This window comes from Rhodoferax sp. (assembly GCF_014859475.1).
In the GTDB taxonomy this organism is placed as follows: domain Bacteria; phylum Pseudomonadota; class Gammaproteobacteria; order Burkholderiales; family Burkholderiaceae_C; genus Rhodoferax.
The window spans coordinates 1-26143 of the sequence record NZ_JACUUE010000011.1 but is presented as its reverse complement, the minus strand read 5'-3'; the positions used below and the strand labels follow the sequence as shown (position 1 = coordinate 26143).

Below are 26143 nucleotides of genomic sequence, written 5' to 3'. Positions count from 1 at the left end.
GTAAAAAAACAGGCTGGATTATTTCACTTTTGACGTGCCCTGAGGGTGAAACCCTGAAGTGTTTAGGGCTGTTTGCGCCAGGCAAGGTCAATAGTGGGGTGGCAATTCGTCGCGCAAGTTGCGCGGGGCGGCCATCTCTTCGGGCGGCGCTTGCTGGCGCAGCCACTGCACTTCGCGCTCAAGTCGGTCAATCTGGTCTTGCTGGCGGATGATGATCTGGTCGAGCTTGTCCAGCAGGTCCTCAGTAAAACTGGCCTTGACCTCCAGTTGGGTTAATCGGTCGTCGGTCTGAGTCGGTGTCGTCATGGTTTTTTTGTCGGGTTGAGTTGTCCGCCGCTGCAGCGCTCGATGCCTGCCAGGTCACGGCGTGACTGCACGTGTGCCAAGTCAGCAGCGCTTAGCAAGCCGCGCACGACCTGCGCCTGATCGTAGCCGTGTTCCAGCAGCAGCCAGCCGCCCGCTGCCAGGTGCCTGGGTGCTTGGGCGATGATGTGGCGCAGGTCGTCCAGGCCGTCTGCGCCACTGCTGAGTGCTTGTGCGGGCTCAAACGTAAGCGCTGTCAGATGCGGATCGCGCTCGGCGATGTAGGGCGGATTGGCGACGATGCAGTCGAAGGCTTCGGTGATTTTTGGCAGTGCGGCAAGCCAGGCTCCCTGATGAAAACTAACGCTCAGCTTGAGCCGCTGCGCGTTGGCCCGGGCCACAGCCAGCGCGCCGGGGCTGACATCGGTGGCGTGGACATCAAGCGTGGCTTGGCTGGCCTTGAGCGCCAGGGCGATGGCGCCGCTGCCCGTGCCCATGTCGAGCACACGCTGCTCGCCGTTGAGCGTCTCCAGCGCCCAGTTGACCAGCGTTTCGGTATCGGGCCGGGGCACCAGCACACGGGCGTCGACCAGCAAGTCCAGCCCAAAAAACGCCTTGTGGCCGCTCAGGTAGGCCAGCGGCTCGCCTGCCAGGCGGCGTTGCACCAGCAGTTCCAAGGCAGCGGCACGCGTGGGCGGCAGCGCATCGTTGTCATGCGCCAGCAGCCAGCCGCGCTGGCTGGCAGGCTTGTCCAGCACATGCAGCAGCAGCAATTGGGCATCCAGCCGATCGAGCCCCTTGCGTTGCAAACTGGCAAGCGCTTGCCCCACAGTGGCAGGCGCCAGGTTGGCGATATTCATGAGGCTTCAGGCATTGAGTTCGAGAGCAGCCAGTTGTGCGGCGGCTTCGTGGCCCTGCAAGGCGTTCAAGACATCGTCCATGTCGCCTTCCATGATGGCGAGCAGCTTGTACAGCGTGAGGTTGATGCGGTGGTCGGTAAGCCGCCCCTGCGGAAAATTGTAGGTGCGGATGCGGTCGCTGCGGTCACCACTGCCGACCAGGCTTTTGCGCTCGGCTGCGTCTCGTGCCGCGCGCGCGCTGCGGTCTTTCTCCTGAATGCGGGCAGTCAGCACCTGAAGCGCCTTTGCCTTGTTGCTGTGCTGGCTGCGACCTTCCTGGCACTCAGACACGATACCCGTGGGCAGGTGGGTGATGCGCACGGCCGAGTCAGTTTTGTTGATGTGCTGACCGCCGGCGCCGCTGGCGCGGTAGGTGTCGATGCGCAGGTCCGATGGGTTGATCTGGATCGTCTCAGCCTCGTCGGGCTCGGCCAGCACGGCCACGGTGCAGGCGCTTGTGTGGATGCGGCCCTGGGTTTCCGTGACCGGCACGCGCTGCACGCGGTGACCGCCGGACTCAAATTTGAGCGCGCCATACACATGGTCGCCTTCGACCTTGATCACCACCTCTTTGTAGCCGCCGAGCTCGTTGGGCGATTCGCTCAAAATCTCGGCGCGCCAGCCGCGCCGGTCACAAAAACGCAGGTACATGCGTGCCAGATCGGCGGCAAACAGGGCCGATTCGTCACCGCCGGTACCAGCACGAATTTCAATGAAAGCGTTGCGCGCATCGTCGGGGTCCTTGGGCAGCAACATACGCTGCAACTCGGTTTCGAGTTGCTCTATTTCGACGCTGGCGCCATCGACTTCTTCTTGCGCCATCTGCGCCATGTCCGGGTCATCTGCCGAGTTCTTAAGCAGATCCTGGGCGGCCGCCAGATCGGCTTCACGCTGCTGGTAGCGTTGCCAGCGGTTGGCCACGGCGGCCACTTCGGTGTGCTCACGCGACAGCAGCCGAAATTGCGCCATGTCGTTCATGATGTCGGGGCGTGACAACAAAAACTCCAGCTCTCCCAGACGGTCGGCGTAGCGGGCAAGTTGCTGGCGAAGAAAGAGTTTCATGTGGCGGTGGGCAAGGTGATGGGGGCGATGATGTGGCTGGGCGATGGGTTGGTTGTCATGGCGGGCGCGACCCGCAATCCACGCATTTTGCGATCGGTGCAAACCCGATCCGGGATGGCAGCAACAGCTAACGTTCTTTGCGCAAAAAGAAGTGCCGAATGGCGGTGCTGGCATGTTCGCGTGCTTGCGCATCGCCGGCGCGGAGTTCGGCCATGGCGCCGTGCAGCATTTTTTGGGTCAGCCCTTTGGACAGGGCTTCGAGCACGGTGTCCACGTCTGCGCCCTTGGCCAAGAGCTTGCGGGCGCGGGCAGTCTCATTGGCACGCCATTCGTCGGCCTGGGCGTTGAGCTGCTGGATCAGCGGCACCGAACCGCGCTGGTCAATCCAGTGCATGAAGCTCTGCACACCGGCATCGACAATGGCCTCGGCCTGCGCCACCGCCGCCTGGCGGCTGGCCTGCGCGGTTTGCACCACGCTGGAGAGGTCATCAACGGTGTACAGGTAGATGTCTTCGAGCGCCTTGACTTCTTGCTCGATGTCGCGTGGCACGGCCAGATCGACCATGAACATGGGGCGACGCTTGCGCTTTTTCAAGGCACGTTCCACCGTGCCCAGGCCAATGATGGGCAGCGTGCTGGCGGTGCAGCTGATGACAGCGTCGAACTCGTGCAGGCGCTCGGGCAGCTCGGAAAGGTGCATGACCTCGCCGCCGAAGCGGCTGGCCAGCTTTTCGCCACGCTCCAGGGTGCGGTTGGCAATGACCATGCACTTGGGCGTTTTTGCGGCAAAGTGGGTGGCGCACAGCTCGATCATTTCGCCCGCACCGACAAACAGCATTTTGACCTCACCGAGGTCCTCGAACAATTGCCCGGCCAGGCGCACAGCGGCCGCGGCCATGCTGATGGAGTGCGCGCCGATTTCGGTCGAGGTGCGCACCTCTTTGGCCACGGCAAATGAGCGTTGGAACAACTGGCTCAGCGTGTTGCCCAAAGCGCCGGCGGCTTCCGCCGCGCGCACCGCGTTTTTGATCTGGCCCAGAATCTGGGTTTCCCCCAGCACCATGGAGTCCAGGCCGCTGGTGACGCGAAACGCATGGCGCGCGGCCCGGCTGTCTTCGAGGGTGTAGGAGTGGGTACGCAACAGGGCAGAGGAGACTCCACCGGTCTGGGCCAGCCAGTCGAGGGTGTGCTCCAGCTGGGGTTTTTCACCGGCGCAATAAATCTCGGTGCGGTTGCAGGTGGATATCAGCGCGGCTTCGGGCTGATTTGGCAGCGATTCGCGCAAGCCTCTCAAAGTGGGTTCGATCTGGTCGATGGCGAACGCAAAGCGACCGCGCAGGTCGAGCGGCGCGGTCGTGTGATTGATGCCTAATGCCCAGACTGCCATTGCCGGATTATAAAATCACCCGCCATGCGCTTTGACTTGCATCATTTTTTCTTTTTCCCCCAAGGTGTTTGATGGATCTGCTGGCACTGCTCAACCATGTCCTCAACTTTGCGGCGCCTGCTGTGTGGCTGGCGTTGCTGTTGCCGTGGCTGGCCCGATTCGTGATCAGAAAAAGAGCGTCACGCTTGCCTCTGCGCAAGCAGGCTGCTTTCATTTTTATGGCGAGTCTGTTGGTCTTGTTGCTCGGCCTGGCGCTGTTGGGTCAGGATGGCAAGATGGTGACTTATCTGGCGCTGGTGTGCATTGCCGCCACCGTTCAATGGGTCATGCTCAAATGAATAAGTCCACCCGGTCGGTGATGATGCCATCCAGACCCAGGTCGAGCAGGCGTCGGGCCGTGGCGTCGTCGTTGACGGTGTAGCTCAGGGCCCTGAAGCCAGCGTTTTGGGCCTGCGTCAGGCTCTGCTGATTCCACAACACGTGGTCGCAGATGATGGCAACACAGCCCAGGCGCAGCGCAGTTTCCAGCCAGCCGGGCCACAGCGTCTCTAGCAGCAAGCCCCGTGGCAGTTCCGGCTGCGTATCTCTGGCGGCTTGCAGTGCGGTGACATCAAACGAGGTCAGCAGTGGTGGCACGGGCGCATTTTTCCAAAGACGCGCAGCGTGTCGGGCCACCACGTCGCCAGTCTGGCATTGCAGGCCAGGTGTGGGCTTGACTTCGATGTTTAAAAAATAGCCATTGCGCAGGCAATAGCGGGCAATGGCCTCAAAAGTGGGCAGCGGCTCGCCAACAAAGGCGCGTGAATGCCAACTGCCGGCATCAAGCCGGGCCAGCGTGCCCCAGGGATGGTCGCCTGCCGTGGCGTTGTGCTGCGCCCCCAGCATCTCCAGGGCGTTGGTGGTGCGCGTGAGCGTGTCGTCGTGCAGCAGGAAAGGCACGCCGTCGCTGCTCAGTTTGACGTCGCACTCGAACATGCGGTAGCCGTGGCTGGCGCCGACACGAAAGGCTGCCAGGGTGTTTTCGGGTGCCAGTTTGCCAGCGCCCCGGTGGGCGATCCAGCGCGGGTAGGGCCAGGGCTGGGCGTGTGCCATGGTTTATTTTTCCTGCGCTTCGCGGCGCAGCGCCGGGAACAGAATCACGTCGCGGATGCTGCTGCTGTCGGTGAGCAGCATCATGAGCCGGTCCAGACCCACGCCGCAGCCGCCGGTGGGCGGCATGCCGTACTCCAGCGCACGGATGAAGTCGTGGTCGTAGTACATGGCCTCGTCGTCACCACCGTCTTTGGCAGCCACTTGGGCCTGGAAGCGGGCGGCCTGTTCCTCGGCGTCGTTCAATTCGCTGAAACCGTTGCCGAACTCGCGTCCGGTGATGTAGAGCTCAAAGCGCTCGGTGACCTCCGGGCGGGCATCGTTGGCGCGTGCCAGCGGCGAAATTTCGGTCGGGTGCTCCATGATGAAAGTGGGCTGCCACAGCTGTTCTTCCACGGTTTCTTCAAAATACAGCACCTGCAGGCTGGCCAGGCTGCGCGTCGAGATGTGATGCTTGGCCTCGGTGATGCCCAGCTTTGGCAGCACCGAGCGCAACCAGGCAGCGCTGTCCACCCTCAGGCCCGAGCCGTCGTCGAGCATCTGACCCGCTTCGGTGTACTTGCAAATGGCTTCATGGATGGTCAGACGCTCGAACGGCTGCTCCAGGTCAACGGCCCGGCCCGCATAGCCGAGTTGCAGACTGCCCACGGCGCGTTGCGCGGCATCGCGGATCAGCGCTTCGGTGAAGGTCATCAGGTCCTGGTAGTCCCAGTAAGCCGCGTAGAACTCCATCATGGTGAATTCGGGGTTGTGGCGCACGCTGATGCCTTCGTTGCGAAAGCTGCGGTTGATCTCGAACACGCGCTCGAAGCCGCCGACGATCAGCCGCTTTAAATACAGCTCGGGCGCGATGCGCAAAAACATTTGCTGGTCCAGCGCGTTGTGGTGCGTGGTAAACGGTTTTGCATTGGCACCGCCGGGAATCGGGTGCAGCATGGGCGTTTCGACCTCGAGAAAGTCGTGCGTCACCATGAATTCGCGAATGCCACTGACAGCCTTGCTGCGTGCGATGAAGCGTTTTTTGGTCTCTTCATCGGTCATCAGATCGACGTAACGCTGGCGGTATTTGATTTCCTGGTCGGCCATGCCGTGAAACTTGTCAGGCATCGGGCGCAGGCTTTTTGTGAGCAGGCGGATGCTGCTGGCGTGAATCGACAGCTCGCCGGTCTTGGTCTTGAACACCAGGCCCTCGGCGGCGACGATGTCGCCCAGGTCCCAGTGCTTGAAGGCGGCATAGATGTCTTCGCCCACGTCGTCGCGCTTGATGTAGATTTGAATGCGCCCGGTGCTGTCTTGCAGCGTGGCAAAACTGGCCTTGCCCATGACACGCTTGAGCATCATGCGACCGGCCACTTTGGCTGTGGCGCCTTGCTCGATCAAGCCTTCCGGGGTTTGCCCGGCGTGGGCGGCAAACAAGTCTGCAGCATGGTCGCTGGGCTTGAAGTCGTTCGGAAAAACAGGGCCCTTGCCATCAAGCTGAGCCTGGCGCAGGGCTTTGAGTTTTTCGCGCCGCTCCAGAATCAGCTGGTTTTCGTCCTGAGGCATCGGACTGGGTGCGGCGGTGGTGTGGTCAGACATGTGGGGCAATCCATAAAAGCAGCCAAAGGGTCGGCAGCAAGGCAAAAAGAGATCTGGCAAAGCCGCCTATTTTAAGAGCTTGCGTGCTCATGTTTATGCCGCCGCCATGCCGCCCCCATGCCGACGCTATGATGCTCACTGCTTCTCAATCGTGGATGGGTGCCATGCTTTATCAGATTGTTTCTTTGTTGCTTGAGGTGGCTGCAGGCCTGGTCAGCGGTGCCTGTCTGCTGCGGCTTTACATGCAGGCGCTGCGTGTGCCCATGTCGGTGCGCTCGGGTAACCCGCTGGGGCGTTTTGTGTTTGCCCTGACCGACTGGATCGTGTTGCCGCTGCGGCGCGTGTTGCCGGCGCTCGGGCTTCTTGACAGTGCCAGTCTGGCGGCTGCATTCTTGTTGCAACTGGCCAAATTTGCCGTGCTTTGGCTGCTTGCCGGGGCGGGCGGCGGACTGTTTGCGTTGCCTGTTTTGGCGCTGTTTGGTCTGTTGAGCATGGCCATCTCCGGCCTGACGGTGGTGGTGATTGTTTATGCCGTGCTGTCCTGGCTGCCAACGCCGTCGGTTCTTGGTGGGGTGATGGCACGTTTGGTAGAGCCCCTGTTGCGTCCCATTCGGAGCGTGCTTCCCCTGGTGGGTGGTATTGATCTGTCGCCATTGGTGTTGCTGCTGCTGTTGCAGGTGGCGGCCATTGTGTTGGGGAATCTGCAGGCGATGGCTTTGCAGATAGTTTGAGCCAAAGCTTGAACCTAGATTCCTCAGTTGACTGCTTGAAAACTTCGATAAGGCATTGAACTGATTAGAAAAAGTGACTTCGATAACGTTCACCTTTTGGGTGAAAGCGCTACGCGAGCGACAAGCGCCGCTGGCAACGTGCCTGGGGTCGTTGCTCCTCCTTACGGGCAGTAGCCCGCTGCGTCGTCGCGCCTACCCAGACACGCCACCAGCAGCCCACTCGGACGCGTCCAACTGAGGAATCTAGGTTGATTGGTGCTGCCGTGCGCTGTGCTGCTGACAGCCACAAAAAAGCCCGCTGACTCTGCAATCAGCGGGCTTTGTCTGAAGTCGGGGTCAGTTAGCGATCGGTTTTGGAAAAGCGCTTTTGCGCGTCACGCGGCACGAACACCTTGCCACCACCTGCGGGTTTTGAAAACGCGGGCTTGCCAAAGGCTGGTTTGCGGGCAGCAAAATCACCGCGCGGTGCAGCAGATGTGTTGCGGTCGCCGGCAAAGCGGTCGTTAAAACCCCCCTTGCGCTCGTAGTTGAAGCCTTCACGCGGGGCGCTTTCACGCGGTGCGAAAGAGCGACCTTCACGGCCGGCAAAGCCGCCGCCGTTGCCCTGGTAATTGCCTGCGCCCACCACGCGGGGGCCATTGGTATTGCGGTCGCCGAAGCCGCCACGCGGGGCATCGAAGCCAGCGCTGCGACCGCCACCACCAAATTTGCGGTCGCGGCTGTTGAAGTCGCCACCACCCCGGTTGTCGCGGCCACCAAAGCCGCTGGGGCGTGACTCGGGGATGCGCTGCTTGGGCTCCAGCCCTGGCACCACTTCGGCCTTGATGGGCTGGCGGTTGAATGATTCGATGTCGAAAATCTTGCGGCGGTCACGCAGTTCGGCAAACGTCACGGCCAGGCCGTCACGGCCGGCGCGGCCGGTGCGGCCAATGCGGTGGGTGTAGTCTTCGGCTTTCATGGGCAGGCCAAAGTTGAACACGTGGGTGACTGTGGGCACGTCGATGCCGCGGGCTGCCACATCGGTCGCCACCAATATCTGGACATGGCCCTGGCGCAGCGCCATCAGACGGCGGTTACGCAGGCCCTGGCTCAGGGCACCGTGCAGCGCCACCGCATCGAAGCCCTCTTGCTGCAAATCGTTTGCCAGGCCGTCGCACTCGATCTGGGTGCTGGCAAAGACGATGGCCTGGTTGATGGTGCTGTCGCGCAGCCAGTGGTCGAGCAGTTTGCGCTTGTGCTGGGCGTTGTCGGCCCAGAACAGCACCTGCTTGATGTTGGCGTGCTTTTCTTGCGGGCTGTCGATGGTGATGCGCTGCGGTTCGCGCATCACGCGGGAGGCCAGTTGCTGGATGCGCGGCGCAAAGGTGGCGCTGAACATCATGGTCTGCTTGCGGTCGATGGTGAGCTGGTTGATTTCTGCCAGGTCGTCTGAGAAACCCAGATCAAGCATGCGGTCGGCCTCATCGACCACCAGAAACTGCACTTGGTCGAGTTTGATTTGCATTGAGCGTTGCAGGTCGAGCAAACGGCCCGGGGTGGCCACCACCAGGTTGGCGTTTTGCAACTTGGCAATCTGCAACTGGTAAGGCATGCCGCCGACGATGTTGGCTACGCGCAGACCACGGCAATGCTGTACCAGGTCGATGGCGTCGTGTGCCACTTGCTGGGCCAGTTCACGCGTCGGGCAAACAATCAGGGCACCCGGGGTAGGGGCACTGAAATGGCGCGGATTGGTCGGGTCTTTGCGCTTGGCGCGCTTGGGAGGCGCCTCGCCTTTGGCGGTGGCTTCGGCCACAGCGCGCTCGTATTCGGCACGGGCATCGATTTCAACTTGTTCTTGCTGTTTGAGCAAGGTATGCAGCATGGGCAACAAAAAGGCGGCGGTTTTGCCGCTGCCGGTCTGGCTTGAGACCATCAGGTCGATGAAGCGGGCGCTGTTGCCGTCGTCACTGACACCTTGCATGGCCAGCGGAATGGTTTTAAGTTGCACCGTGGTGGGCTGGGTAAAGCCCAGGTCTTTGACCGCCTGGATCAGCTCCGGGGCCAGGCCCAGTGTGACAAAGCCGTTGGGAATGTCTGCCGCAGCCGGGGCTGCAGCCGCTGGCACGTCGATGGCATCGGGGGTTTCGACGATGTCGTGTGGCAACACGTTGATGTCAGTGGTGATGTTTTCGGCAGACGAAAGTTCGCCCGCCGCTAAGGTAGCGTCAGTCATGAAATATCCTAAAAAACGAAGAGCGCCGCAGGTTGTGCGGTGGCCGCGTTCATGGTTAAAAAACATCAACCATCAAACGGAACCGGCTCTGACTCAGCAAGGTGAGTGCGTCGAGGAGCTGGGGGGTCTTTTTAAGGCAGGTTGAAAAAAACCTGGCACGAGACCCAGTGAATGTTGGGAGATGTACAAATACGCTGTGATTTCAGCGAAGCCTTGCATTATGCCATAGATTCGGGTTTCTACCGAGCCGTAAATTTTGTAAGCGGCTCAAATGAGATCAGTCGGGCAGCTTCAGAAAGTGCGTGCGGTAATGTTCCAACTCGTCGATGGACTCGTGCACGTCGGCCAATGCGGTGTGCCGCTGCTTCTTTTTAAAGCCCTTGCATACCCCTGGCGCCCAGCGCTTGGAGAGTTCCTTGAGGGTGCTGACGTCAAGGTTGCGGTAGTGGAAAAAGGCTTCGAGTTTGGGCATGTACTTGGCCAGAAAACGACGGTCCTGGCCAATGCTGTTGCCACACATCGGGACGTTGCCCTTGGGCACGTAATGGCCCAGGAATGTGAGCAGCTGTTGTTCGGCCTCTTCTTCTGTCAATGTGGCCGCCTTGACCTTGTCAGTCAGGCCGCTTTTGCCGTGCGTGCTGGTGTTCCATTTGTCCATGCCGTCGAGCATGGCGTCACTTTGGTGGATCACCAGCACCGGGCCCTCAATGCGTTGTTTTAAATGTGCGTCGGTCACGATCACCGCGATTTCAATGATGCGGTCGTGCTCCGGGTTCAGGCCGGTCATCTCGCAATCCAGCCAGACCAGGTTGAGATCCGATTTGGCCAGTGGCGCAGCTTCAGTGGGGGTGTTGGCGTTGTGCATGGCCTGAATTGTCACCGATGCCCTAAACTCCGCGCCCATGACTGACTCGCTATTGACTGCCTCGCTTGGCTTGACCGCGTTGTTTGCCGCCGCCTTGGGGCTGGGCTTGTGGCTGCGGTTCTGGCTCAGCTCGCGCCAGATTCGCCATGTGGCGCAACACCGCGCGCAGGTTCCCGCAGCTTTTGCATCCACCGTTTCCCTGGCAGCGCATCAAAAGGCGGCCGATTACACGCTGGCCAAAGCGCGCCTGGGTCTGCTCGAAATGGCCTTGGGCGCCGCCGTGCTGTTGGGCTGGACGCTGCTGGGCGGGCTCTCTGCCCTGAACCAGGCGCTGGTGCAATTGCTGGGCCATGGCATGACCCAGCAACTGGCCTTGCTGATGGCCTTTGTGGTGCTCAGTGGCGCGATCGATCTGCCGCTGTCCTGGTACCAGACCTTTGTGCTGGAGCAGCGCTTTGGTTTCAACAAGATGACGCTCAAGCTGTGGCTGGCCGACCTGCTTAAATCCAGCCTGATCGGTGCCCTGATCGGTCTGCCGATCGCCGCCCTGATTCTCTGGATGATGGCCGCCACCGGCAGCCTGTGGTGGCTGTGGGCCTGGTTGTTCTGGATGGGTTTCAATCTGTTGTTGTTGGTGATCTACCCGACCCTGATTGCGCCGCTGTTCAACAAGTTTGCCCCACTGGAAGACGAAGCTTTGCGCTCTCGCGTCACAGCCTTGATGCAGCGTTGCGGCTTTTCTGCCAAAGGCCTGTTCGTGATGGATGGCAGCAAGCGTAGCGCCCATGCCAACGCCTATTTCACCGGTTTTGGCGCTGCCAAGCGGGTGGTCTTTTACGACACGCTGCTGGCCAAACTCAGTGCCCCCGAAGTGGACGCGGTGCTGGCGCATGAGCTGGGGCATTTCAAGCACAAACACATCATCAAACGCATCGTCTCGATGTTTGCCCTGAGCCTGGCCGGTTTTGCGCTGCTGGGCTATTTGACGCAGCAGCTCTGGTTTTACACCGGGCTGGGAGTTCAGCCCAACGTGGCATCAAGCAACGATGCGCTGGCCTTGCTGCTGTTCATGCTGGCCATGCCGGTGTTCAGTTTCTTCATCGCCCCCGTTTTTGCCCAGTTGTCGCGCAAGCATGAGTTTGAGGCTGACGCTTATGCCGTCTCCCAAACCAGTGCGCAGGATTTATCGACGGCGCTGCTCAAGCTCTATGAGGACAATGCTGCTACCCTGACACCAGACCCGTTGTATGTGCGCTTTTATTACTCGCACCCTGGTGCAACGGAGCGGTTGGAACGCATGCAGGTTGGTGCCGCGGTACCGCATTGATTTTTTTGAGTTCACCATGTCTTTAAACCACCCAGCACGTGCCTTCACGGCGACTGAAATTGTGACCAAACTGGTCAAGCTGGAGGGCTGGCATCTGAGCGGGGATGGCGCTGCGGTGGTGATCGAGAAAACCTTCCGTTTTGCCGATTACGCCCAGACCCTGCTGTTTGTCAATACCGTGGCCTGGCTAGCCCAGGCTCGCAACCATCACCCCGAACTGGTCGTGCAATTTAACCGCTGCACGGTGCGCTACAGCACGCACGATGTAGCAGGGCTCTCGCAGGCCGACTTTGACTGCGCGGCTGCGGTGGACGCTTTGCCGGGCGCTGACGGACCAAAGCTTTCATGACCCATCCGAAATCGGTACCCGGCCTGATCGTGGCCAATTACGGGCGCCACTTTTTGGTTGAGAGCGATGCGGGTGAGCGTCTGATTTGCCACTCAAGAGGCAAAAAAAGCCAGGGCGTGGTGGGGGACAGGGTGCTTTGGCTAGCCTCGCAAGACGAGGGCACGATCGAGAAAATCGAGCCGCGACGCAACCTGTTTTACCGTCAGGACGATGTGCGCACCAAGATGTTCGCCGCCAACCTGGACCAGGTGCTGATCCTGATTGCCGCCGAACCCGAATTTTCCAGCAGCCAACTAAGCCGTGCCCTGATCGCGGCCGAAGAGCAGCACATCAGGCCGATCATTGCGCTGAATAAAAGCGACCTCACCGAGCCTTTTGCCCGTGCCTGGAACTGGCTGGCGCCTTACCGCCACATGGGCTACGAGGTGCTGGCACTGTCGCTCATGGACGAAGCCGCGGGGCGCGCTGCCCTGAGCCAGCGCTTGGCCGGTCAAACCACGCTGGTGCTGGGGCCGTCAGGGGCGGGAAAAAGCACCTTGGTCAACTGCCTGATTCCCGGCGCGCTGGTGCAAACCGGCGTTTTGTCACAAGCCCTGAGCAGCGGCAAACACACCACCACGAGCACCACCTGGTACTGGGTGGATGCGAAAAAAACAACGGCCTTGATCGATTCGCCCGGGTTCCAGGAATTTGGCCTGAACCACATCGACCCGGCGCAACTGGCAGCCTACATGCCCGACATCAAGCCCCATGTCAAAAACTGCAAGTTCTACAACTGCAGCCACTTGCATGAACCGGGCTGTGGCGTGATTGCTGCGGTGAATTCAGACGACAAGCCTGACAGCATCAGTGTGAATCGGTATCAGATTTACAGCGACCTTTATGCCGAGCTGAAGCAGAGGCGGCGTTATTAAGAGATCAAGCCTGGGCGTTGACCAGTTGCGCCAGCGCCTTGACCAGTTGCTCGCATTGCGCGGGTGTGCCCACGCTGATGCGCAAAAAAGGGTCGATGCGCGGCTGTTTGAAATGCCGCACCAGCACGCCTTGCGCGCGCAACCCGGCTGCCAGCTCAGCTCCCGCATGACCGGGGTGACGGGCAAAGACAAAATTGGTTTGCGAGGGCAGCACCACAAAACCCAGGTCTTCCAGCGCCAGCACCAAGCCTTCGCGGCTGCTCATCACGGCCTGGCGGGTTTGCTCAAAATAGGGTTGGTCTTCAAAGGCGGCGACACCACCGGCCAGCGCCAGCCGGTCCAGTGGGTAGGAGTTGAAGCTGTTCTTGACGCGGTTCAGCGCTTCGATCAAGTGCGCCTGACCACAGGCATAGCCGATGCGCAGGCCAGCCAGCGAGCGTGACTTGGACAGCGTGTGCACCACCAGCAGGTTAGGGTAGCGATCAATCAGGGCCATGGCGGTCTGGCCACCAAAGTCCACATAGGCTTCGTCGATCAGCACCACCCGGTTCGGGTGCATTTGCAGCAGGGTTTCTATGTCGGCCAATGGCAGGCCGATGCCGGTGGGTGCATTGGGGTTGGCAATCACCACGCCGGCGACGCTTTGGTCGGCCGCACAGGCGTAGTCGGCCACATGCAATTGCAGGCCTTCGCGCAGTGGCACGGTGTGTGCCGCGATGCCGTACAAGCCGCAATACACCTTGTAAAAGCTGTAGCTGATGTCGGGCATCAGCAGCGGGCAATTCTGCTGGAAAAAGGCAAAAAAGGCATGTGCCAGCACCTCGTCGGAGCCGTTGCCCAAAAATACCTGCTGCGGCTTGAGGCCAAAGTTGTTGGCAATGGCCTGGCGCAGCACCGTGCCGTCGGGGTCGGGGTAAAGCTGCAGGCCCTGTTGAGCGGCTTGGCTGATGGCCGACACCACGCGTGGCGAGGGCGGATAGGGGTTTTCGTTGGTGTTGAGCTTGACCAGATTGGCCACTTTGGGTTGCTCGCCAGGCACATAAGGCACCAGTTGCCCGACGATGGGGCTGATCAATTGGGGGTTCAAGACGGGGTTCTCTTTAAAAGTTGTCGCTGTTGATGACCGGCAATGCCGTTGGGGTTTTCATTCAGGATCAAGCGATGAGTCGCGCCAGTGTCAAGAGGGCCAAAAGCACCAGCCACATGACCACAGCGCGCCAGACCAGACCGACCAAAATGGCCAAGTGCGCCAATTCGGGAGGCGGGCGCAGACTGAAGCCTTGGGCCGACGCCGATCCGGCAGTTGCGGGTGGGTTGGCGCCTTGCACTGTCCCGAGCTGGACGTTGATGGCGCCGGCAGTGGCGGCCAGCACCAGGCCATCGTTGTCAGTGCCTGATTGCGCTGTGTAACGGCGCCAGCCATCAATGGCCTCTTCGAAATTGCCGACCACAGCAAAGCCCAGCACCGTGATCCTTGCCGGCAAGGCGTCAATCCAGTGCCATGCCGCCAGTGCATTGGTTTGCAGGGCCTGGCTGACGGGCTGCTGCAATGCCTGGCCCTTGTGTTGCCAATAGCGAACGACGAATTCGGCCAAGCGGTACAACACGGCACCCATGGGGCCAAAACCAAGCGCCGCCAGCACAGAAAACCAGGCCAGCACCCCAAAAACATGGCGATGGGCGGCCAGTACGGAGAGTTCAATGAGGCGGCCAATCATTTCGCTGTGCGACCAGGACTGGGCGTCGATGTTTTGCCACTGCGCCAGCAGCGTGCGCGCCAGCGCGTCATCGTCGTTGGCCAGGGCATTGCGGATCTCGGTGAAATGAAAGCTGAATTGGCGAAAACCAAGCGATGCATACAACACCAGCGCACTCCAGAGCAGTGCCAATGGCCAGCCGAACCAAAAATCCAGCGACCAATAGATCAGCAGAGCCATCACGGAAGGCCCAAGCACGGCCAAGCCCCAGGCCAGCCAGCCGTGCAGAGGCTTGCCGACATCCAGGTTGAGGCTGCAGAAACGCACCCAGGAACGCATGGCTACATGGATGGCGTTACCGCTGGTCAAGGGGCGCGCCTGTTCCAGCAGCAGGGCAAACAGCACAGAGATAAAGCTCATGCTTGAATCATAGCGGTTGCAGGGCTCAGGCCTGCAAAAAACGGTAAAAGTTGCGCAACATGCCTGCTGTTGCCCCCCAGATGAAGCGCTCGGTGGTCGCATCGTGGTAAAGCATCGACAACCATTCACGCTGGACGCCTTGCCAAGTCGCCCGATGGTGGCGATGGTGCGCCGGATTCATCAAATAGGCCAGTGGCACCTCGAACACATCGGCGACCTCAAACGGGTTGGGGCACAAGATCATGTCAGGAGAAATCAGGGCCACCACCGGTGTGACATGAAAAGCCGAGCCCGTGACATAGACCGGCAACTGGCCCAGCACTTCCACAAAGGGCGCCGCCAGACCAATTTCTTCCTGGGCCTCGCGCAGGGCGGCCGCAACCGCATCCGTATCCGTGTCATCCACCTTGCCGCCCGGAAAGGAGATCTGCCCCGAATGGGTCGATAAGTGCTGCGTGCGCAGGGTCAGCAGCACGGTCGGTTCCGGGCGCAGCACAATGGGCAGCAGCACTGCGGCGGGCATGGGGGCGCGATCCATGAATTTTTTTTCAAGCAGGTACTCTGCTTGCCAAGCGGGCGGTGCGGCAAACCGTGAACGCAAGGCGTCAGGATGCAGTACCGCGGGGTGCACAGCTGGCAGATGGCGGTCCACCCGCGTCACCGGCACTGTTCGCGGATCAAGTTTGGCAATGGTCATGGTTATCTGGCGACACAGAGTCGAAAAAAAACCGCCACAGTGAACTGAGGCGGTTTTTTTAGGCAGCGTGCTGGCGTATCAAGCGGCGGTGCTAACCACCGTTTTACGCGCTGGCAATTTTTCCTTGATGCGTGCCGACTTGCCGCTGCGCTCGCGCAGGTAGTACAGCTTGGCACGGCGCACATCGCCACGGCGCTTGACCTCAATCTTGGCAATCAAGGGGCTGTAGGTTTGGAAGGTGCGCTCGACACCCTCGCCGCTGGAGATTTTGCGCACTGTAAAGCCGCTGTTGAGGCCGCGATTGCGCTTGGCAATGACCACGCCTTCGTAGGCTTGCAGACGCTTGCGGGTGCCTTCAACCACGTTCAGGCTGACAATGATGGTGTCGCCGGGGCCAAATTCAGGGATGGTTTTGTTCAGACGAGCAATTTCTTCTTGCTCAAGGGTTTGGATCAGGTTCATAGTTTCTTTCAATGATCATGTCAGCACCAGCGTCACCATGACGTATGCCAATGTGCAAAGCACAACGGCGGTCTTACAGAGGATCGGGAAGCCCGCGATTATAGCCTGACAGCACGGACTCGTCTCTTTGGCTTAACTGACCCGCGTGGCGGGCCTGTTCGATCAGGTCTGGCCGCAGGCGCTGGCTCAGTAGCAGGCGTTGTTCGCGACGCCAGCGCTCGATGTTGACATGGTGGCCGCTCAGCAGCACGTCTGGTACGGCTTGGCTTTGCCAGACTTCAGGGCGGGTGTAATGCGGGCAATCCAGCAAGCCATCCAGCGCTGGGTTAAAACTGTCTTGTGCGTGGCTGTCGGCGTCGCCCAGCACGCCGGGTTGCAACCGGGCCACGGCGTCAAGTAGCGCCATGGCGGCGATTTCTCCACCAGAGAGCACAAAGTCGCCCAGACTGATCTGCTCGCTGACATGGGTGTCGATAAAACGCTGGTCAATGCCTTCGTAGCGACCACAAATCAGCACCGCGCCACGACTGCCAGCCCAGCGCGTGACCATGGCGTGGTTGAGTGGCTTGCCGATGGGTGAAAACAGCACAACAGGTGCGTTGTCGGGGCGCTCGGCACGAACGGTTGCCAGGCACTCTGAGAGCGGTTCGGCCATCATCACCATGCCAGGACCGCCGCCAAAGGGGCGGTCGTCAACCCGGCGGTAATTGCCTTGTGCAAAATCTCGCAGGTTGCGCAATTGCACATCGACTTGACCGGATTCAAATGCGCGCCGGGTGATGCCTGTGCGCAAAAATGGCGCCAACAACTCCGGAAACAGCGTCACCACATCAAATCGCATAAGGCTCTTAATAATCAGCTTGCCAGTCCACCAGAATGCGGCGCTCGGCCAAGCTCACATCATCAATGTAGGCCGCCACAAACGGGATCATGATTTCCACCGTTTTGCCGCCCTGCACCTGGTCGATCACCAACACGGTTTGTGGGCCGGTGGTTAACAGGTCGCGCACCTGACCCAGGGACACGCGTTCGCGATTGATGACATCGAGCCCGATCAGGTCAACCCAGTAGTACTCGTCTTTTTGTGCGACGGGAAAGCTGCTGCGCGAAATAAAAATACGCGCACCGCGCAGGGCATCCGCAGCGCTGCGGTCGTTGATGTCCTGAGTGCAGGCGACCACGCTATTCGAATGGGTTTTGGCTTCCTTGACCTTCAACAAGCCGACGCCTTCAAAGGTTTTGACACCTTTTTCGGTGGGAAGAAGAAACCAGTTTTTGGAAGAAAAAAGCGCCTCGGGATCGGCGCTGTAGGGGAGAACCTTGAACCATCCCTTGATGCCCCAGGCATCAAGGATGCGCCCGACTTCGACGGCATCTGCCGGTAATTCGGCAGCCTCCAGGCCGGGCAGCATCAGCAACAATCAGGCTGCTTTGGCGGCAGCTTGCTTGATCAGGCGTTCAACGGTGGGCGATGCTTGCGCACCCACGCTGCGCCAGTAGGTCAAGCGGTCCTGGGCGATGCGGATGCTTTCTTCGTTGGCAGTGGCGATCGGGTTATAAAAACCAAGGCGCTCGATAAAGCGGCCATCGCGACGGGTGCGTTTGTCGGCCACCACAATATTGAAAAACGGGCGAGCTTTTGCACCGCCACGGGCGAGTCGAATGACGACCATGATGTATCCTTTGGGGAAGTGGAATGACTTCCACGAAAATTGGCATTTAACCTGGCGTTTGAGACACGCGACATAACCACCCGGTTATGCGACACGCCAGACAGCCGCACATTATATCGTTGAACTAAACCGCTGACGCGGTGGTTGGTCCGCGCAGGCTGCCACCGCGTTTTTGTTGGCGCACGACTTGCGCAAACGCTCGGCAAGGGCAAGCCTTCAGGCTGGGGAATGTTCCCCGGTTCTGAAGGAGATTTGTCATGACCCCCTTACGCCAACGCATGATCGATGCCATGGTCACGCGCGGATTTGCGGCCCGCACACAAGAAAGCTACGTCGAGGCCATCGCGCGCTTGGCGCGCCACTACCAGCGCAGCCCGGCACTGCTGGGCAAAGACGAGGTCAGCGCGTATTTGCTGGACATGGTCAGCAAGTGCCACCTCTCCTACAGCACCATGAACCAGGCCGCCTGCGCAGCGCGGTTTTTGTATTTCAACGGCTGTTGGAAAGCGCTAGCGCGCCGAAGGTTCCAAACGGCGAGCGGTGGCTTGTCGACGAGGGCGGATCTTCTGAGCAGCCGGGGAAATACACAATGATCTGTCAAAATCTACCCACAAATTACCCGGACGAACTGCACAACTTATTACTTTACGAGCCCTTAGTCGTAGCGCCTTGTCCAGATTAAATCCACCGCGCTTTGCTCGCCGGTGCGGGCGCGCAAGGTGAGGTTTCTGGACAAGTCGTAAAAGATGGTGAAGACACCCATGGTGCCGGCCAGGCCGCTTTCATAAGCCACGTAAAAGTCGTTGCTGAGCCGTTTGCCCAAGGTGACCGTGGCACCTGCGGCGCCGCCGTCACCCTCATTGCTGTTCAGGCTCAACTCATCGAGGCCCAGGCTCTCCATCAAACTCGTGCTCGGCCCCTTGCCCTGGCCACCGAGCAGCGCCAGCGCTGCTTGCTGCAGCAAGGCGGCCTCGCCACCGCTGCCACTGGCCGAGCGGCCCAGCACCAGCCAGGCCAGCTTTTCGGCCTCCGGCAATTCGGGTTCGGCATAGAGCCGGATGACCGGCGACAGCGCTGTGCCGCTCACCTGCACCCCGACGCGCTGGGCGAGCTTGGGGCGAATCGCCAGAATGTTGAGCAGCGGGTTGTCGAACGCGCCGACAAAGCGCAGCTCGCCGTGCTCGATGTCCAGGCGCTGGCCATACGCGCGGAAGGTGCCGCGCACAGTGCGTACGGTGCCGGTCAGATTGGGGGGCCCGTTGTCGATGGCGTGCAGCGACAGCTGGCCCGCCAGGCGCGTGTCAAGACCGCGACCGCGCAGATGAAAGTCCTGACCCAGATCGAGCGTGACCAGCACGTCCGAAACCAGGCGGGACGAACTGGCTGTGCCGGGTTTTGTAGCCGACACAGGCTGTGGCTGCGTGGTCATCGTGGTCGGCAAGCCCCGCACGATCACGTCATCGCCCAGCTGCGGCGCGCTGTCATCGGGCAGCGTGATCAAGGCCTGGTCGGCGGCAAGCGCGCCACGCAAACTCAGGCGCGAATCCTTCAGCAGCGCGGAAACCTTGCCCGATACCACCACGCGCAGGTCGGAGCGGCTGCTCAGGCGCAGGGCTTTGGCTTGCACCTCGAAAGCCATCGACAGGTGCGACAAAAAATCGGTTTCGGTGTTGCCAGGCAGCCAGAAGATCGATCCGTTCATGACCAACTGGCCACCGGTGCCGCCCTTTGAAGCGGAGGCGCCTTGCAGGGTGAAATTTTCAATGTCGATCTGCTGTCCGTGCAGTTTGGCGTTCAGCGTGCCCTGGCTGAAGTCGATGCCATCCACCACCGAGCGCAACGCCAGGTCGCGCGCCTGCAGGCGGCCCGACCATTCGGGCAGGTCCAGCGTGCCACTTAGGCTGATGTTGGCATCCATGGTGCCGCGCAGACGCCAGCCGGGCGGTGCCAGCGCCGACCAGGCATCGACCGGCGGTAGCTGAATCTGCAGGCTGCCGCCAATTGGCACATTTTTGGCCAGTGTCCAGCCTTGCGCTTGCGGCTGGAGTTGGGTGCTGAAGGCCGCCAGCGCCTTGCCCGCGCGCGCGCTGTCCCAGCGCAGACTGCTTGACAGGTAGCCATCGTCCAGATTGACCTCCAGCCGGGCCTCGCGCATCTCGGCCGGCAAGTCTTGCTGAAGGCCGTCGGCCGCGTGCACGCGCAGGTCACCCGCGCTGCGCTCGAGCATTGCGCTCAGGTGCAGGGCGTCGGTCTGCCTGGCATCCCAACTGCCGCTCAGGATCAGGTCGCTGCTCAGACCCAGATCGGCCAGCGTTTTGCTGCTGACGGCATCCAGCCAGGCCAGTGGCAGGTTGATGATCTGACCCCGGCTTTGCCATTGGGCCTTGGCTTGCGTTGCGTTTTGCGTTTTGACGAGCTGCTGGCTCCACGCGACGGGCTCCCAGCTCAGGCTGGCCTCGCCAGGCTGTGGGCCCAGCAGGCGGGCGCTGCCTGCCGACACGGTCAGTGAGTTACCGGCTTGGCTGGCGCGCCAATCCAGTGTGATGGATTGCTGATTCGCTGTGCCGGTTTGCAGCGACCATTGGCCGGGGCGCAGGATGTCCTTGGCGCTGAGTTGGAACTGGCTCAAGCTGCCTTGCCAATGGCCGATCTCGCGCAGTCCGCCGTTGGCCTGTGCCTGCCAGTCGATGTGCCGGGTGCCGATATCAGCCTGGCCCTGGGTGCTGAATTCAAGCGCGGGCAGGGTGCCGGACAGTGTCACTTGCAGCTCGCGCAGCCGCCCGTCAACGGGCACGCTGGTCTGTCCGGTCGGGCTGCTTTGGCTGTTGCGCCAACCAAGTTCTGGCGCGCGCAAGCTGGCATCGATGCGCAGGTTCCGGCCCTGCTGTTGCCAGCCGCCCTGCCAGCGGGCCTCCAACCGGGCGCTGCCTTGCAAGCGTTGGTCTTGCAGCGCCGACGCCACAGCAGGCCAGCGCTTGAGCCACTGGCTGGCCAGTGCGGCATCGCTGAGGTCGAGCGCCAGCGTGCCTTGGCCGTTGTTGTGCGCCAGTTGGCCGTCGATTGCGCCCTGCAGGCCGGGCAAGCTTGCCGTCAGCTGGCCATTGGCGGCCTGGGTGTCCAGGTTGTAGGCCAGCTGGCCTTCGACATGGGCGTCCAGCGCGTCGATGCGCAGCGTCTTGAGCGTCAAGCGGGGTGCTGCCCACACGCCTTCGGCCTGCAGGCTTTGGAGTGGCAGGGTTTGCAGGCTGTCAGGCGCTGGGCTTGATTGGCCCGCCTTGCCCTGCTTGGATGCGTCTGCCAGCTTCGCGTTGAAACTCAGGCCTTGAGGCGTTTGCGTGGCTAACATTTCGCCTGCCATGGCGGCGCTGGCCAGACGCGTGTCAATGGCTGCCGGGTTGATGTTGCGCAGGCTGGCTTGGCCCTGCCACTGGCCGGAACTGAATTGGCCCGAGCCCGTGATGCTGCCGCCAGCGCCATTGGCCTGCAAGGCTTGCAGCTGCCACCGGGCCTGCGCAAAGGTGACTTCGGCCTGCAAGGTGTCGAGTGGCAGACGTTGCTGGTTCCACGGGCCGGGCAGGGCGTTGGCCAGCTCGACCTTGCCTTGCCAGCCCTGGCCTGCAGGGGCCACGCTGGCCTCGCCGCCGAGCCGGGTTTGAGGTGCTTGCGGCCACAGGGTGGCCAGATTCAGGGCCTGCCAGCGGGCATTGGCCTGCATCAGTGGCTGAACCTGCCAAGGGCCAATTTGCGCCGACACATCCGCTTGCATGGCTTCAGACGGCTTGGTTGGTGCGGGTGGACCCGCAACGGCGTCGGGCTTCAGGCTGGCAACGAGCGCCAGCGTGGCATCCGGGCTGGCCAGCGCCCCCTCCAGTAGCGCGTCGGCAGTGACCGTGAGCGGCTGTTGGCCGGACGCCAGGGTGGTTTGCACCACGCCGTGGAGTTTCAATTGCAGCGCCATCGGCGCGACGGCCTGGAGTTCTGTGTCGATCTGGTAGCTCCCCGATGCCACTTGCAGCCGGCCATCTTCCAGGCGATGCAGATCGTCCTCAAAGGTGTAGTGGCCGCTGATCGCAGTGGCTTGCAGTGCCACTGCGCCGGTCAAGTCGATGCTGGCCAGCGTGAATGGCACATCCACCCTGATCGGTAGCCGCAAGCTGCTGGGCGGCGTGGCGGGTGCCGCGCTGGTTTGGCTGCGCTGGTCGTCGATGTGCATGGACCCAACGCTGAGTTCGCTCAAGCGCAAGCGCTTGTTGAGCAGCGGGGCGAGGGTCCAGGCTACGCCGATGTCCTTGGCTTCCACGCTGAGTTCACCCTGGCGCCAGCGCAACCAGTCAATATGGCCGCCAGTGCGTAGCGAGCCCTGCACGCCCTTGGCCTCCAGCGTTTGCCCGGCTGGCAAAAAGCGCTGCAGCCGCGTCAATAAGGTGGCCAGTGAACTGTCGCTGCCGCTCCACAGCCACAGCGCTGCCGTGAGCGCCAGCACGGCGATCAGTGCGGCGGCAAGCAGTTTCAGGCTCAGGCGCAGGGCGTTCATTGGTTCAAGCATTCATCAGAAGGTGAAACCCAGGTTCAGGTGCAAGCGCAAGCGCTCTGCATCGATACCGTAGGCCAGGTCAATTTGCAGTGGGCCCACCGGGCTTTTCCAGCGCGCACCGACACCCACGCCCACTTGGGCACTGAGGTCAGCGGGCCTGTTGGCGACGGCGCCAGCATCGACAAACACAGTGCTTTCCCAGTCGCTCGGGTTGCCGTTGATACGGATCGGGCGTTGCCATTCGATGCTGCCGGTGCTCAGGTAGCGCCCGGCCGCAACGCTGCCATCAGCCAGCGTGACCCCGATGTCATTCAGACCATAGCCGCGCACGCTGTTGTCGCCACCAGTCAAAAATAGCTGGGTGCTGGGCAGGCTGATGCCCTCTTTGGCGATGACGGCACCGGCTGAGGCGCGCATCGACAAGCGGCCCGTGCTGGTTTTACCGAGCGGCATAAAACCCTGCCAGCGGGTCAGCAGGCGCGAATACACCTGGCGTTGATTGCCCAGCGTGGTGCCGCCCCCCACTTCCGCGCCCCAGCCCCAGCCCGCCGACGGAAACGGCAGCGCGTTGTAGTAACGCACGGCAAAAGCGTAGTTGGCGCTGAGCGATTGGGCAACATCAAACTGACTATTGGCCGGGTCGTAGGCGTCTGAGCGGTCGTATTGCACAAACATGTTCCGGTCGATGCGCTGGTTGCGCTGGTTGCGCCCGCCGCGCAACTGCTGACTGGTGACATCCTGCGTGCCCAACAGCTGCGCTTGCAGTAAACCCGAGACCGCCCAACGCCAGTTGTCATCGTCTGGTGGTGAGGTCAGCTCTGAGCCGATAGAGCGGTCGTCGCGCTGCAGCAGCACTTTGCTCACCGCGCGCCAGCCAATGCCGGGTACCTTGTGGTGGGTGTGCTCGGCTGAAAACCGCGCCCCGCTGTCGGTGCTGGCACCCACGCCGAGCACCAGCTTTTGCCGCAGTGCTTCGCGCAGGTTGACTTGCAGTGGGGCTGCGTCGGCGCTGGCGCTGGTGTCGAGCGTGATGAACGCCGAGTCAAAGTAGCCGCTGTCGGTCAGGCGTTGCTGGGCAGCCACCAGTTCGGCCTGGCTGTATGGCGCACCCGGACTCAGGCGGGCGAGGCGCTGCACCAGTTCGGCGTCGTAGTTCTTCAAACCCTCGATGACCAGATCGCCCTGACGGTACAGGTGGCCCGAATCCAGCGTGATCTGCACCTTCGCTTGCGCTGTTTCAGAGTCGATGTCGGCCAGCGAGTGGCTGATGCGCCCGGTGGGGTAGCGCTGGGTGGTGAGCTGGCGCAGCGCCTGCAGTTTGGCACTGTCCCAGGCATTTTGGGTGAATCGGCTGCCCTCGCGCAGCGACCAACTGGCCTGGATTTGCGCGCGCTGCGATGCCGCCGCCTCGTCGCTGGCGATGGCGCCGGTGAACGTGATGCTGACTTGCTGGATGCGTGTGGCTTCGCCTGGATTGACGACAATTTTGACCACCGGCCAGGGCGTGTCGGCGCTGGCCGGTTGGCGTTCCAGATGGATGTCTGGTGAAAAATAGCCCAACGTGCCGATCAGTTGGCGTGCATCCACATCGGCCTGGCGCATCAGGCGCGCCAATTCGTCGTCGCTGAGGTCGGTGAGTTCGCGGTAACGTTGCAACTCCAGGTGGCGTGTCAGCAGCGCCTTGATGTCATCGGGCGCATTGATGTCGATCACAAAGGCGGCACTGGACTGCGCCGCGCTTGGCACCGGCGTTGGCGTTGATGTTGGCACGGCGGCCTCCTGGGCCAAGACCCAGGGCAAGCTGCCGAGCAAGAGAGCCGCCAAAAAGAAACGTTTCATTTGCTCAGCAGCCGCATGGTGTCTTCCAGCCCCTTGAGCGTGAGCGGAAACATGCGTTGGCTCATGAGTTGCTGTACCAGGCTGATGCTCTGGCGGTATTGCCAAACCCCTTGCGGCTCGGGGTTGATCCAGGCAAAGCGCGGGAAAGCGCTGGTGAGTCGCCCCAGCCATTCCACGCCGGGCTCTTCGTTGTTGTACTCGACACTGCCGCCGGGTTGCAAAATCTCGTAGGGGCTCATGGTGGCATCGCCAATGAAGATCAGCTTGTAGTCCTTGTTGTACTTGCGGATGATGTCCCAGGTGGCAAATTTTTCGGCATAACGGCGCCGGTTGTTCTTCCACATGAAGTCATAGACGCAGTTGTGAAAGTAATAAAACTCCAGGTGCTTGAACTCCGACTTGGCCGCGGAAAACATCTCTTCGACCCGGGCAATGTGCTCGTCCATGGTGCCGCCCACGTCCATCAGCAGCAGTACTTTGACGTTGTTGTGGCGCTCGGGCACCATTTTGATGTCGAGCCAGCCCGCGTTGGCGGCGGTGGCGCGGATGGTGTCAGGCAAGTCCAGCTCTTCAACATGGCCCTCGCGGGCGAACTTGCGCAGTCGCCGCAGCGCAACCTTGATGTTGCGCGTGCCCAGTTCCTGGGTGTCGTCGTAGTCCTTGTAGGCGCGCTGTTCCCACACCTTGACGGCGCTCTTGTTCTTGCTGGCACCCCCGATGCGGATGCCTTGCGGGTTGTAGCCACTGTTGCCAAACGGGCTGGTGCCGCCGGTGCCAATCCATTTGGAGCCGCCTTCGTGGCGCTCTTTTTGCTCTTCCAGGCGCTTCCTTAGAGTTTCCATCAGCTCATCCCAACCCATCTTCTCGATGGCGGCTTTTTCTTCGGGGCTCAGGTGTTGCTCCAGGGTCTGGCGCAGCCAGTCCAGCGGTACATCCTTGGTGAAATCAGTCACCAGCTCGATGCCCTTGAAATAGGCGGCAAAGGCGCGGTCGAACTTGTCGTAATGCTTTTCGTCCTTGACCAGCGTGGCGCGGCTCAGATAATAAAAGTCGTCAATTTTGTAGCCACTGGGCTCGGCAGATGCGTCGTCGGATGGCGCGGTTTTGGGCCCCACCACGCCGAGCTTCAGCGCTTCCAGCAGGGTCAAAAATTCCTTGACCGAGACCGGCAGTTTCGCAGCGCGCAGGGTGTAAAAAAAGTCGATCAGCATGGTCTTGGTGCAAGGGGCTCAGAGCCAGTTTTCGACCCGCAGCCCGGGCACACGCTCGAATTCACCGACGTTGTTGGTGATCAGCGTCATATCCATGGCCAGGGCATGGGCCGCAATCCATAGGTCGTTGTTGCCAATGGGCGTGCCTAGGGACTCCAGTTGCGCCCGGGTGTGACCATAGTGCGGTCCGGCATCGGCAGGCAATGGCAAGACGGCAATGGCGGTGAGCACGGCGTTGAGGCGCTGTGCCAAGTCTGTGGCGCGCCGCGAAGGCGGGAGCTTGCTCAGGCCATAACGCAACTCACCCGCGCTGATGATGGAAATGGCCAGGGTGTCGGGGCTACTGTCCAGAATGCGTTGGCTCAAGGTCGCCGACGCGTCGCGCAGAAAGTAACTGACGATGTTGGTGTCGAGCAGGAATTTCATTTGGTCGGGTTCACGTCAGACCCCAGCAGGGTGCTCCAGTCGCGCTCTTGGGGTGCGGCGTCCGTCATTTGGGCTTCAACCCCGGCCCATGCTTGGGCCCCATCAATGCTCAATGGCGGCAGACCTTTCAGAATATCCCGCACCGTGGCCTTTTTTTCCCGCAAGATGATCTCGTCGCCCCTGCGTTCAATCAGAACGCGCTTGGAGTGCAATTGAAATTCTTTGGGCAAGCGCACGGCCTGGCTGTTGCCCGACATGAAAACGGCGGCGGTGGTGGTCATGGTGTGCTCCTGGAATTGCAATATACAAATTGTATATGGTGATTAATTTCTGTGCACAAAACGCGGATGTCGGTCAACGCGGCTTGCTCAGCAGGTACAGCAACTGCGCCCGGGCTTCTGGCCATTCACCGTACGTCATGCTGTACATCACGGTGTCGCGGATGGTGCCGTCGCGGCGCAGGGC

26 protein-coding genes and 1 pseudogene are annotated in these 26143 nt (G+C 61.1%); 6 read left to right on the top strand and 21 right to left on the bottom strand.

What is annotated here, in order from left to right; translation table 11 throughout:
• Positions 1-87: 87 nt before the first annotated feature.
• From IBX54_RS02115 to hemA, 4 genes are all read right to left on the bottom strand, one after another.
• Positions 88-306, bottom strand: a complete 219-nt coding sequence (locus IBX54_RS02115; RefSeq protein WP_296541003.1) for a SlyX family protein — start codon at positions 304-306, stop codon at positions 88-90.
• Positions 303-1163, bottom strand: coding sequence for a peptide chain release factor N(5)-glutamine methyltransferase (prmC, locus tag IBX54_RS02110; RefSeq protein WP_296541002.1), 861 nt, complete (start codon positions 1161-1163; stop codon positions 303-305). Before prmC ends, IBX54_RS02115 begins: the two co-directional genes overlap by 4 nt.
• 6 nt (positions 1164-1169) lie before the next feature.
• Positions 1170-2264 carry a peptide chain release factor 1 gene (prfA, locus tag IBX54_RS02105; protein ID WP_296541001.1) on the bottom strand — a complete coding sequence of 365 codons (1095 nt, stop codon included), beginning with the start codon at positions 2262-2264 and terminating at the stop codon, positions 1170-1172.
• A 127-nt stretch (positions 2265-2391) separates the two neighbouring features.
• Positions 2392-3651 (bottom strand): glutamyl-tRNA reductase, encoded by a 1260-nt coding sequence (hemA, locus tag IBX54_RS02100; RefSeq protein WP_296541000.1) that lies wholly within the window; start codon positions 3649-3651, stop codon positions 2392-2394.
• A gap of 71 nt (positions 3652-3722) precedes the next feature.
• Here hemA and IBX54_RS02095 point away from each other — a divergent pair, with 71 nt between their 5' ends.
• Positions 3723-3989: a hypothetical protein gene (locus IBX54_RS02095; protein ID WP_296540999.1), complete on the top strand. Its 267-nt coding sequence runs from the start codon at positions 3723-3725 to the stop codon at positions 3987-3989.
• On the opposite strand, the gene ugpQ is transcribed toward IBX54_RS02095, so the two are convergent.
• Together ugpQ and lysS are read right to left on the bottom strand one after the other, a co-directional pair.
• Complete coding sequence (gene ugpQ / locus IBX54_RS02090; RefSeq protein ID WP_296540998.1) at positions 3982-4743, bottom strand: glycerophosphodiester phosphodiesterase; 762 nt, start codon at positions 4741-4743, stop codon at positions 3982-3984. The two genes, IBX54_RS02095 and ugpQ, sit on opposite strands and share 8 nt — an antisense overlap.
• Before the next feature lie 3 nt (positions 4744-4746).
• Positions 4747-6318 (bottom strand): lysine--tRNA ligase, encoded by a 1572-nt coding sequence (lysS, locus tag IBX54_RS02085; protein WP_296540997.1) that lies wholly within the window; start codon positions 6316-6318, stop codon positions 4747-4749.
• A 164-nt stretch (positions 6319-6482) separates the two neighbouring features.
• Between lysS and IBX54_RS02080 the strand changes: the two genes are divergently transcribed.
• The gene (locus IBX54_RS02080; RefSeq protein WP_296540996.1) at positions 6483-7049 is read left to right on the top strand and encodes a YggT family protein; all 567 of its coding nucleotides are present in this window, start codon (positions 6483-6485) and stop codon (positions 7047-7049) included.
• A gap of 340 nt (positions 7050-7389) precedes the next feature.
• On the opposite strand, the gene IBX54_RS02075 is transcribed toward IBX54_RS02080, so the two are convergent.
• Positions 7390-9264 carry a DEAD/DEAH box helicase gene (locus IBX54_RS02075; protein WP_296540995.1) on the bottom strand — a complete coding sequence of 625 codons (1875 nt, stop codon included), beginning with the start codon at positions 9262-9264 and terminating at the stop codon, positions 7390-7392.
• A gap of 277 nt (positions 9265-9541) precedes the next feature.
• A complete protein-coding gene (orn, locus tag IBX54_RS02070) occupies positions 9542-10129 on the bottom strand; it encodes an oligoribonuclease (RefSeq protein ID WP_296541011.1) in 588 nt (195 codons plus the stop codon).
• A gap of 37 nt (positions 10130-10166) precedes the next feature.
• Here orn and IBX54_RS02065 point away from each other — a divergent pair, with 37 nt between their 5' ends.
• Genes IBX54_RS02065 through rsgA form a run of 3 tightly spaced genes read left to right on the top strand, consistent with a single transcriptional unit; the run spans position 10167 to position 12719 of the window.
• Complete coding sequence (locus IBX54_RS02065) at positions 10167-11456, top strand: M48 family metallopeptidase (RefSeq protein WP_296540994.1); 1290 nt, start codon at positions 10167-10169, stop codon at positions 11454-11456.
• 16 nt (positions 11457-11472) lie between these two features.
• Positions 11473-11805 (top strand): 4a-hydroxytetrahydrobiopterin dehydratase, encoded by a 333-nt coding sequence (locus IBX54_RS02060; RefSeq protein WP_296540993.1) that lies wholly within the window; start codon positions 11473-11475, stop codon positions 11803-11805.
• Complete coding sequence (gene rsgA / locus IBX54_RS02055; RefSeq protein WP_296540992.1) at positions 11802-12719, top strand: ribosome small subunit-dependent GTPase A; 918 nt, start codon at positions 11802-11804, stop codon at positions 12717-12719. Before IBX54_RS02060 ends, rsgA begins: the two co-directional genes overlap by 4 nt.
• A 4-nt stretch (positions 12720-12723) precedes the next feature.
• Here the strand turns inward: rsgA and hisC are convergent, their stop codons facing one another.
• The 7 genes from hisC to rpsP all read right to left on the bottom strand — a co-directional run bounded on the left by hisC (position 12724) and on the right by rpsP (position 17668).
• Complete coding sequence (gene hisC, locus IBX54_RS02050) at positions 12724-13806, bottom strand: histidinol-phosphate transaminase (RefSeq protein WP_296540991.1); 1083 nt, start codon at positions 13804-13806, stop codon at positions 12724-12726.
• 67 nt (positions 13807-13873) lie between these two features.
• Entirely contained in the window at positions 13874-14836 is a 963-nt protein-coding gene (ampE, locus tag IBX54_RS02045) for a regulatory signaling modulator protein AmpE (protein WP_296540990.1), read from the bottom strand.
• Positions 14837-14861: 25 nt separating this feature from the next.
• The gene (locus IBX54_RS02040) at positions 14862-15533 is read right to left on the bottom strand and encodes a CoA pyrophosphatase (RefSeq protein WP_296540989.1); all 672 of its coding nucleotides are present in this window, start codon (positions 15531-15533) and stop codon (positions 14862-14864) included.
• Between the two features lie 78 nt (positions 15534-15611).
• The gene (gene rplS, locus IBX54_RS02035) at positions 15612-15995 is read right to left on the bottom strand and encodes a 50S ribosomal protein L19 (RefSeq protein ID WP_296540988.1); all 384 of its coding nucleotides are present in this window, start codon (positions 15993-15995) and stop codon (positions 15612-15614) included.
• 73 nt (positions 15996-16068) lie between these two features.
• On the bottom strand, positions 16069-16836 hold the full coding sequence (trmD, locus tag IBX54_RS02030; RefSeq protein WP_296540987.1) for a tRNA (guanosine(37)-N1)-methyltransferase TrmD: 768 nt from the start codon (positions 16834-16836) through the stop codon (positions 16069-16071).
• A gap of 7 nt (positions 16837-16843) precedes the next feature.
• Positions 16844-17407, bottom strand: coding sequence for a ribosome maturation factor RimM (gene rimM, locus IBX54_RS02025; RefSeq protein WP_296541010.1), 564 nt, complete (start codon positions 17405-17407; stop codon positions 16844-16846).
• A gap of 9 nt (positions 17408-17416) precedes the next feature.
• Positions 17417-17668: a 30S ribosomal protein S16 gene (gene rpsP, locus IBX54_RS02020; RefSeq protein WP_296540986.1), complete on the bottom strand. Its 252-nt coding sequence runs from the start codon at positions 17666-17668 to the stop codon at positions 17417-17419.
• Positions 17669-17925: 257 nt separating this feature from the next.
• On the opposite strand from rpsP, the gene IBX54_RS02015 reads away from it, so the two are divergent.
• Positions 17926-18261, top strand: coding sequence for a site-specific integrase (locus tag IBX54_RS02015; protein ID WP_296540985.1), 336 nt, complete (start codon positions 17926-17928; stop codon positions 18259-18261).
• Positions 18262-18323: 62 nt separating this feature from the next.
• On the opposite strand, the gene IBX54_RS02010 is transcribed toward IBX54_RS02015, so the two are convergent.
• The 6 genes and pseudogenes from IBX54_RS02010 to IBX54_RS01985 all read right to left on the bottom strand — a co-directional run.
• Entirely contained in the window at positions 18324-22202 is a 3879-nt protein-coding gene (locus IBX54_RS02010; RefSeq protein ID WP_296540984.1) for a translocation/assembly module TamB domain-containing protein, read from the bottom strand.
• Between the two features lie 15 nt (positions 22203-22217).
• Positions 22218-24041, bottom strand: a complete 1824-nt coding sequence (locus tag IBX54_RS02005; protein ID WP_296540983.1) for an autotransporter assembly complex family protein — start codon at positions 24039-24041, stop codon at positions 22218-22220.
• Positions 24038-25252 (bottom strand): VWA domain-containing protein, encoded by a 1215-nt coding sequence (locus IBX54_RS02000; RefSeq protein WP_296540982.1) that lies wholly within the window; start codon positions 25250-25252, stop codon positions 24038-24040. The genes IBX54_RS02005 and IBX54_RS02000 overlap by 4 nt, the downstream gene beginning before the upstream one ends.
• An 18-nt stretch (positions 25253-25270) precedes the next feature.
• The gene (locus tag IBX54_RS01995; RefSeq protein ID WP_296540981.1) at positions 25271-25678 is read right to left on the bottom strand and encodes a type II toxin-antitoxin system VapC family toxin; all 408 of its coding nucleotides are present in this window, start codon (positions 25676-25678) and stop codon (positions 25271-25273) included.
• Positions 25675-25959: an antitoxin gene (locus IBX54_RS01990; protein ID WP_296540980.1), complete on the bottom strand. Its 285-nt coding sequence runs from the start codon at positions 25957-25959 to the stop codon at positions 25675-25677. The genes IBX54_RS01995 and IBX54_RS01990 overlap by 4 nt, the downstream gene beginning before the upstream one ends.
• Before the next feature lie 73 nt (positions 25960-26032).
• Positions 26033-26143 (bottom strand): annotated as a pseudogene (locus tag IBX54_RS01985) (GNAT family N-acetyltransferase); the annotation flags it as partial.

Excerpts from the sequence above, each read along its gene's own strand:
- IBX54_RS02115 (WP_296541003.1), bottom strand. The coding sequence starts at position 306 with ATGACGACACCGACTCAGACCGACGACCGATTAACCCAACTGGAGGTC.
- prmC (WP_296541002.1), bottom strand. The coding sequence starts at position 1,163 with ATGAATATCGCCAACCTGGCGCCTGCCACTGTGGGGCAAGCGCTTGCC.
- prfA (WP_296541001.1), bottom strand. The coding sequence starts at position 2,264 with ATGAAACTCTTTCTTCGCCAGCAACTTGCCCGCTACGCCGACCGTCTG.
- hemA (WP_296541000.1), bottom strand. The coding sequence starts at position 3,651 with ATGGCAGTCTGGGCATTAGGCATCAATCACACGACCGCGCCGCTCGAC.
- IBX54_RS02095 (WP_296540999.1), top strand. The coding sequence starts at position 3,723 with ATGGATCTGCTGGCACTGCTCAACCATGTCCTCAACTTTGCGGCGCCT.
- ugpQ (WP_296540998.1), bottom strand. The coding sequence starts at position 4,743 with ATGGCACACGCCCAGCCCTGGCCCTACCCGCGCTGGATCGCCCACCGG.
- lysS (WP_296540997.1), bottom strand. The coding sequence starts at position 6,318 with ATGTCTGACCACACCACCGCCGCACCCAGTCCGATGCCTCAGGACGAA.
- IBX54_RS02080 (WP_296540996.1), top strand. The coding sequence starts at position 6,483 with ATGCTTTATCAGATTGTTTCTTTGTTGCTTGAGGTGGCTGCAGGCCTG.
- IBX54_RS02075 (WP_296540995.1), bottom strand. The coding sequence starts at position 9,264 with ATGACTGACGCTACCTTAGCGGCGGGCGAACTTTCGTCTGCCGAAAAC.
- orn (WP_296541011.1), bottom strand. The coding sequence starts at position 10,129 with ATGCACAACGCCAACACCCCCACTGAAGCTGCGCCACTGGCCAAATCG.
- IBX54_RS02065 (WP_296540994.1), top strand. The coding sequence starts at position 10,167 with ATGACTGACTCGCTATTGACTGCCTCGCTTGGCTTGACCGCGTTGTTT.
- IBX54_RS02060 (WP_296540993.1), top strand. The coding sequence starts at position 11,473 with ATGTCTTTAAACCACCCAGCACGTGCCTTCACGGCGACTGAAATTGTG.
- rsgA (WP_296540992.1), top strand. The coding sequence starts at position 11,802 with ATGACCCATCCGAAATCGGTACCCGGCCTGATCGTGGCCAATTACGGG.
- ampE (WP_296540990.1), bottom strand. The coding sequence starts at position 14,836 with ATGAGCTTTATCTCTGTGCTGTTTGCCCTGCTGCTGGAACAGGCGCGC.
- IBX54_RS02040 (WP_296540989.1), bottom strand. The coding sequence starts at position 15,533 with ATGACCATTGCCAAACTTGATCCGCGAACAGTGCCGGTGACGCGGGTG.
- rplS (WP_296540988.1), bottom strand. The coding sequence starts at position 15,995 with ATGAACCTGATCCAAACCCTTGAGCAAGAAGAAATTGCTCGTCTGAAC.
- trmD (WP_296540987.1), bottom strand. The coding sequence starts at position 16,836 with ATGCGATTTGATGTGGTGACGCTGTTTCCGGAGTTGTTGGCGCCATTT.
- rimM (WP_296541010.1), bottom strand. The coding sequence starts at position 17,407 with ATGCTGCCCGGCCTGGAGGCTGCCGAATTACCGGCAGATGCCGTCGAA.
- rpsP (WP_296540986.1), bottom strand. The coding sequence starts at position 17,668 with ATGGTCGTCATTCGACTCGCCCGTGGCGGTGCAAAAGCTCGCCCGTTT.
- IBX54_RS02015 (WP_296540985.1), top strand. The coding sequence starts at position 17,926 with ATGACCCCCTTACGCCAACGCATGATCGATGCCATGGTCACGCGCGGA.
- IBX54_RS02010 (WP_296540984.1), bottom strand. The coding sequence starts at position 22,202 with ATGAACGCCCTGCGCCTGAGCCTGAAACTGCTTGCCGCCGCACTGATC.
- IBX54_RS02005 (WP_296540983.1), bottom strand. The coding sequence starts at position 24,041 with ATGAAACGTTTCTTTTTGGCGGCTCTCTTGCTCGGCAGCTTGCCCTGG.
- IBX54_RS02000 (WP_296540982.1), bottom strand. The coding sequence starts at position 25,252 with ATGCTGATCGACTTTTTTTACACCCTGCGCGCTGCGAAACTGCCGGTC.
- IBX54_RS01995 (WP_296540981.1), bottom strand. The coding sequence starts at position 25,678 with ATGAAATTCCTGCTCGACACCAACATCGTCAGTTACTTTCTGCGCGAC.
- IBX54_RS01990 (WP_296540980.1), bottom strand. The coding sequence starts at position 25,959 with ATGACCACCACCGCCGCCGTTTTCATGTCGGGCAACAGCCAGGCCGTG.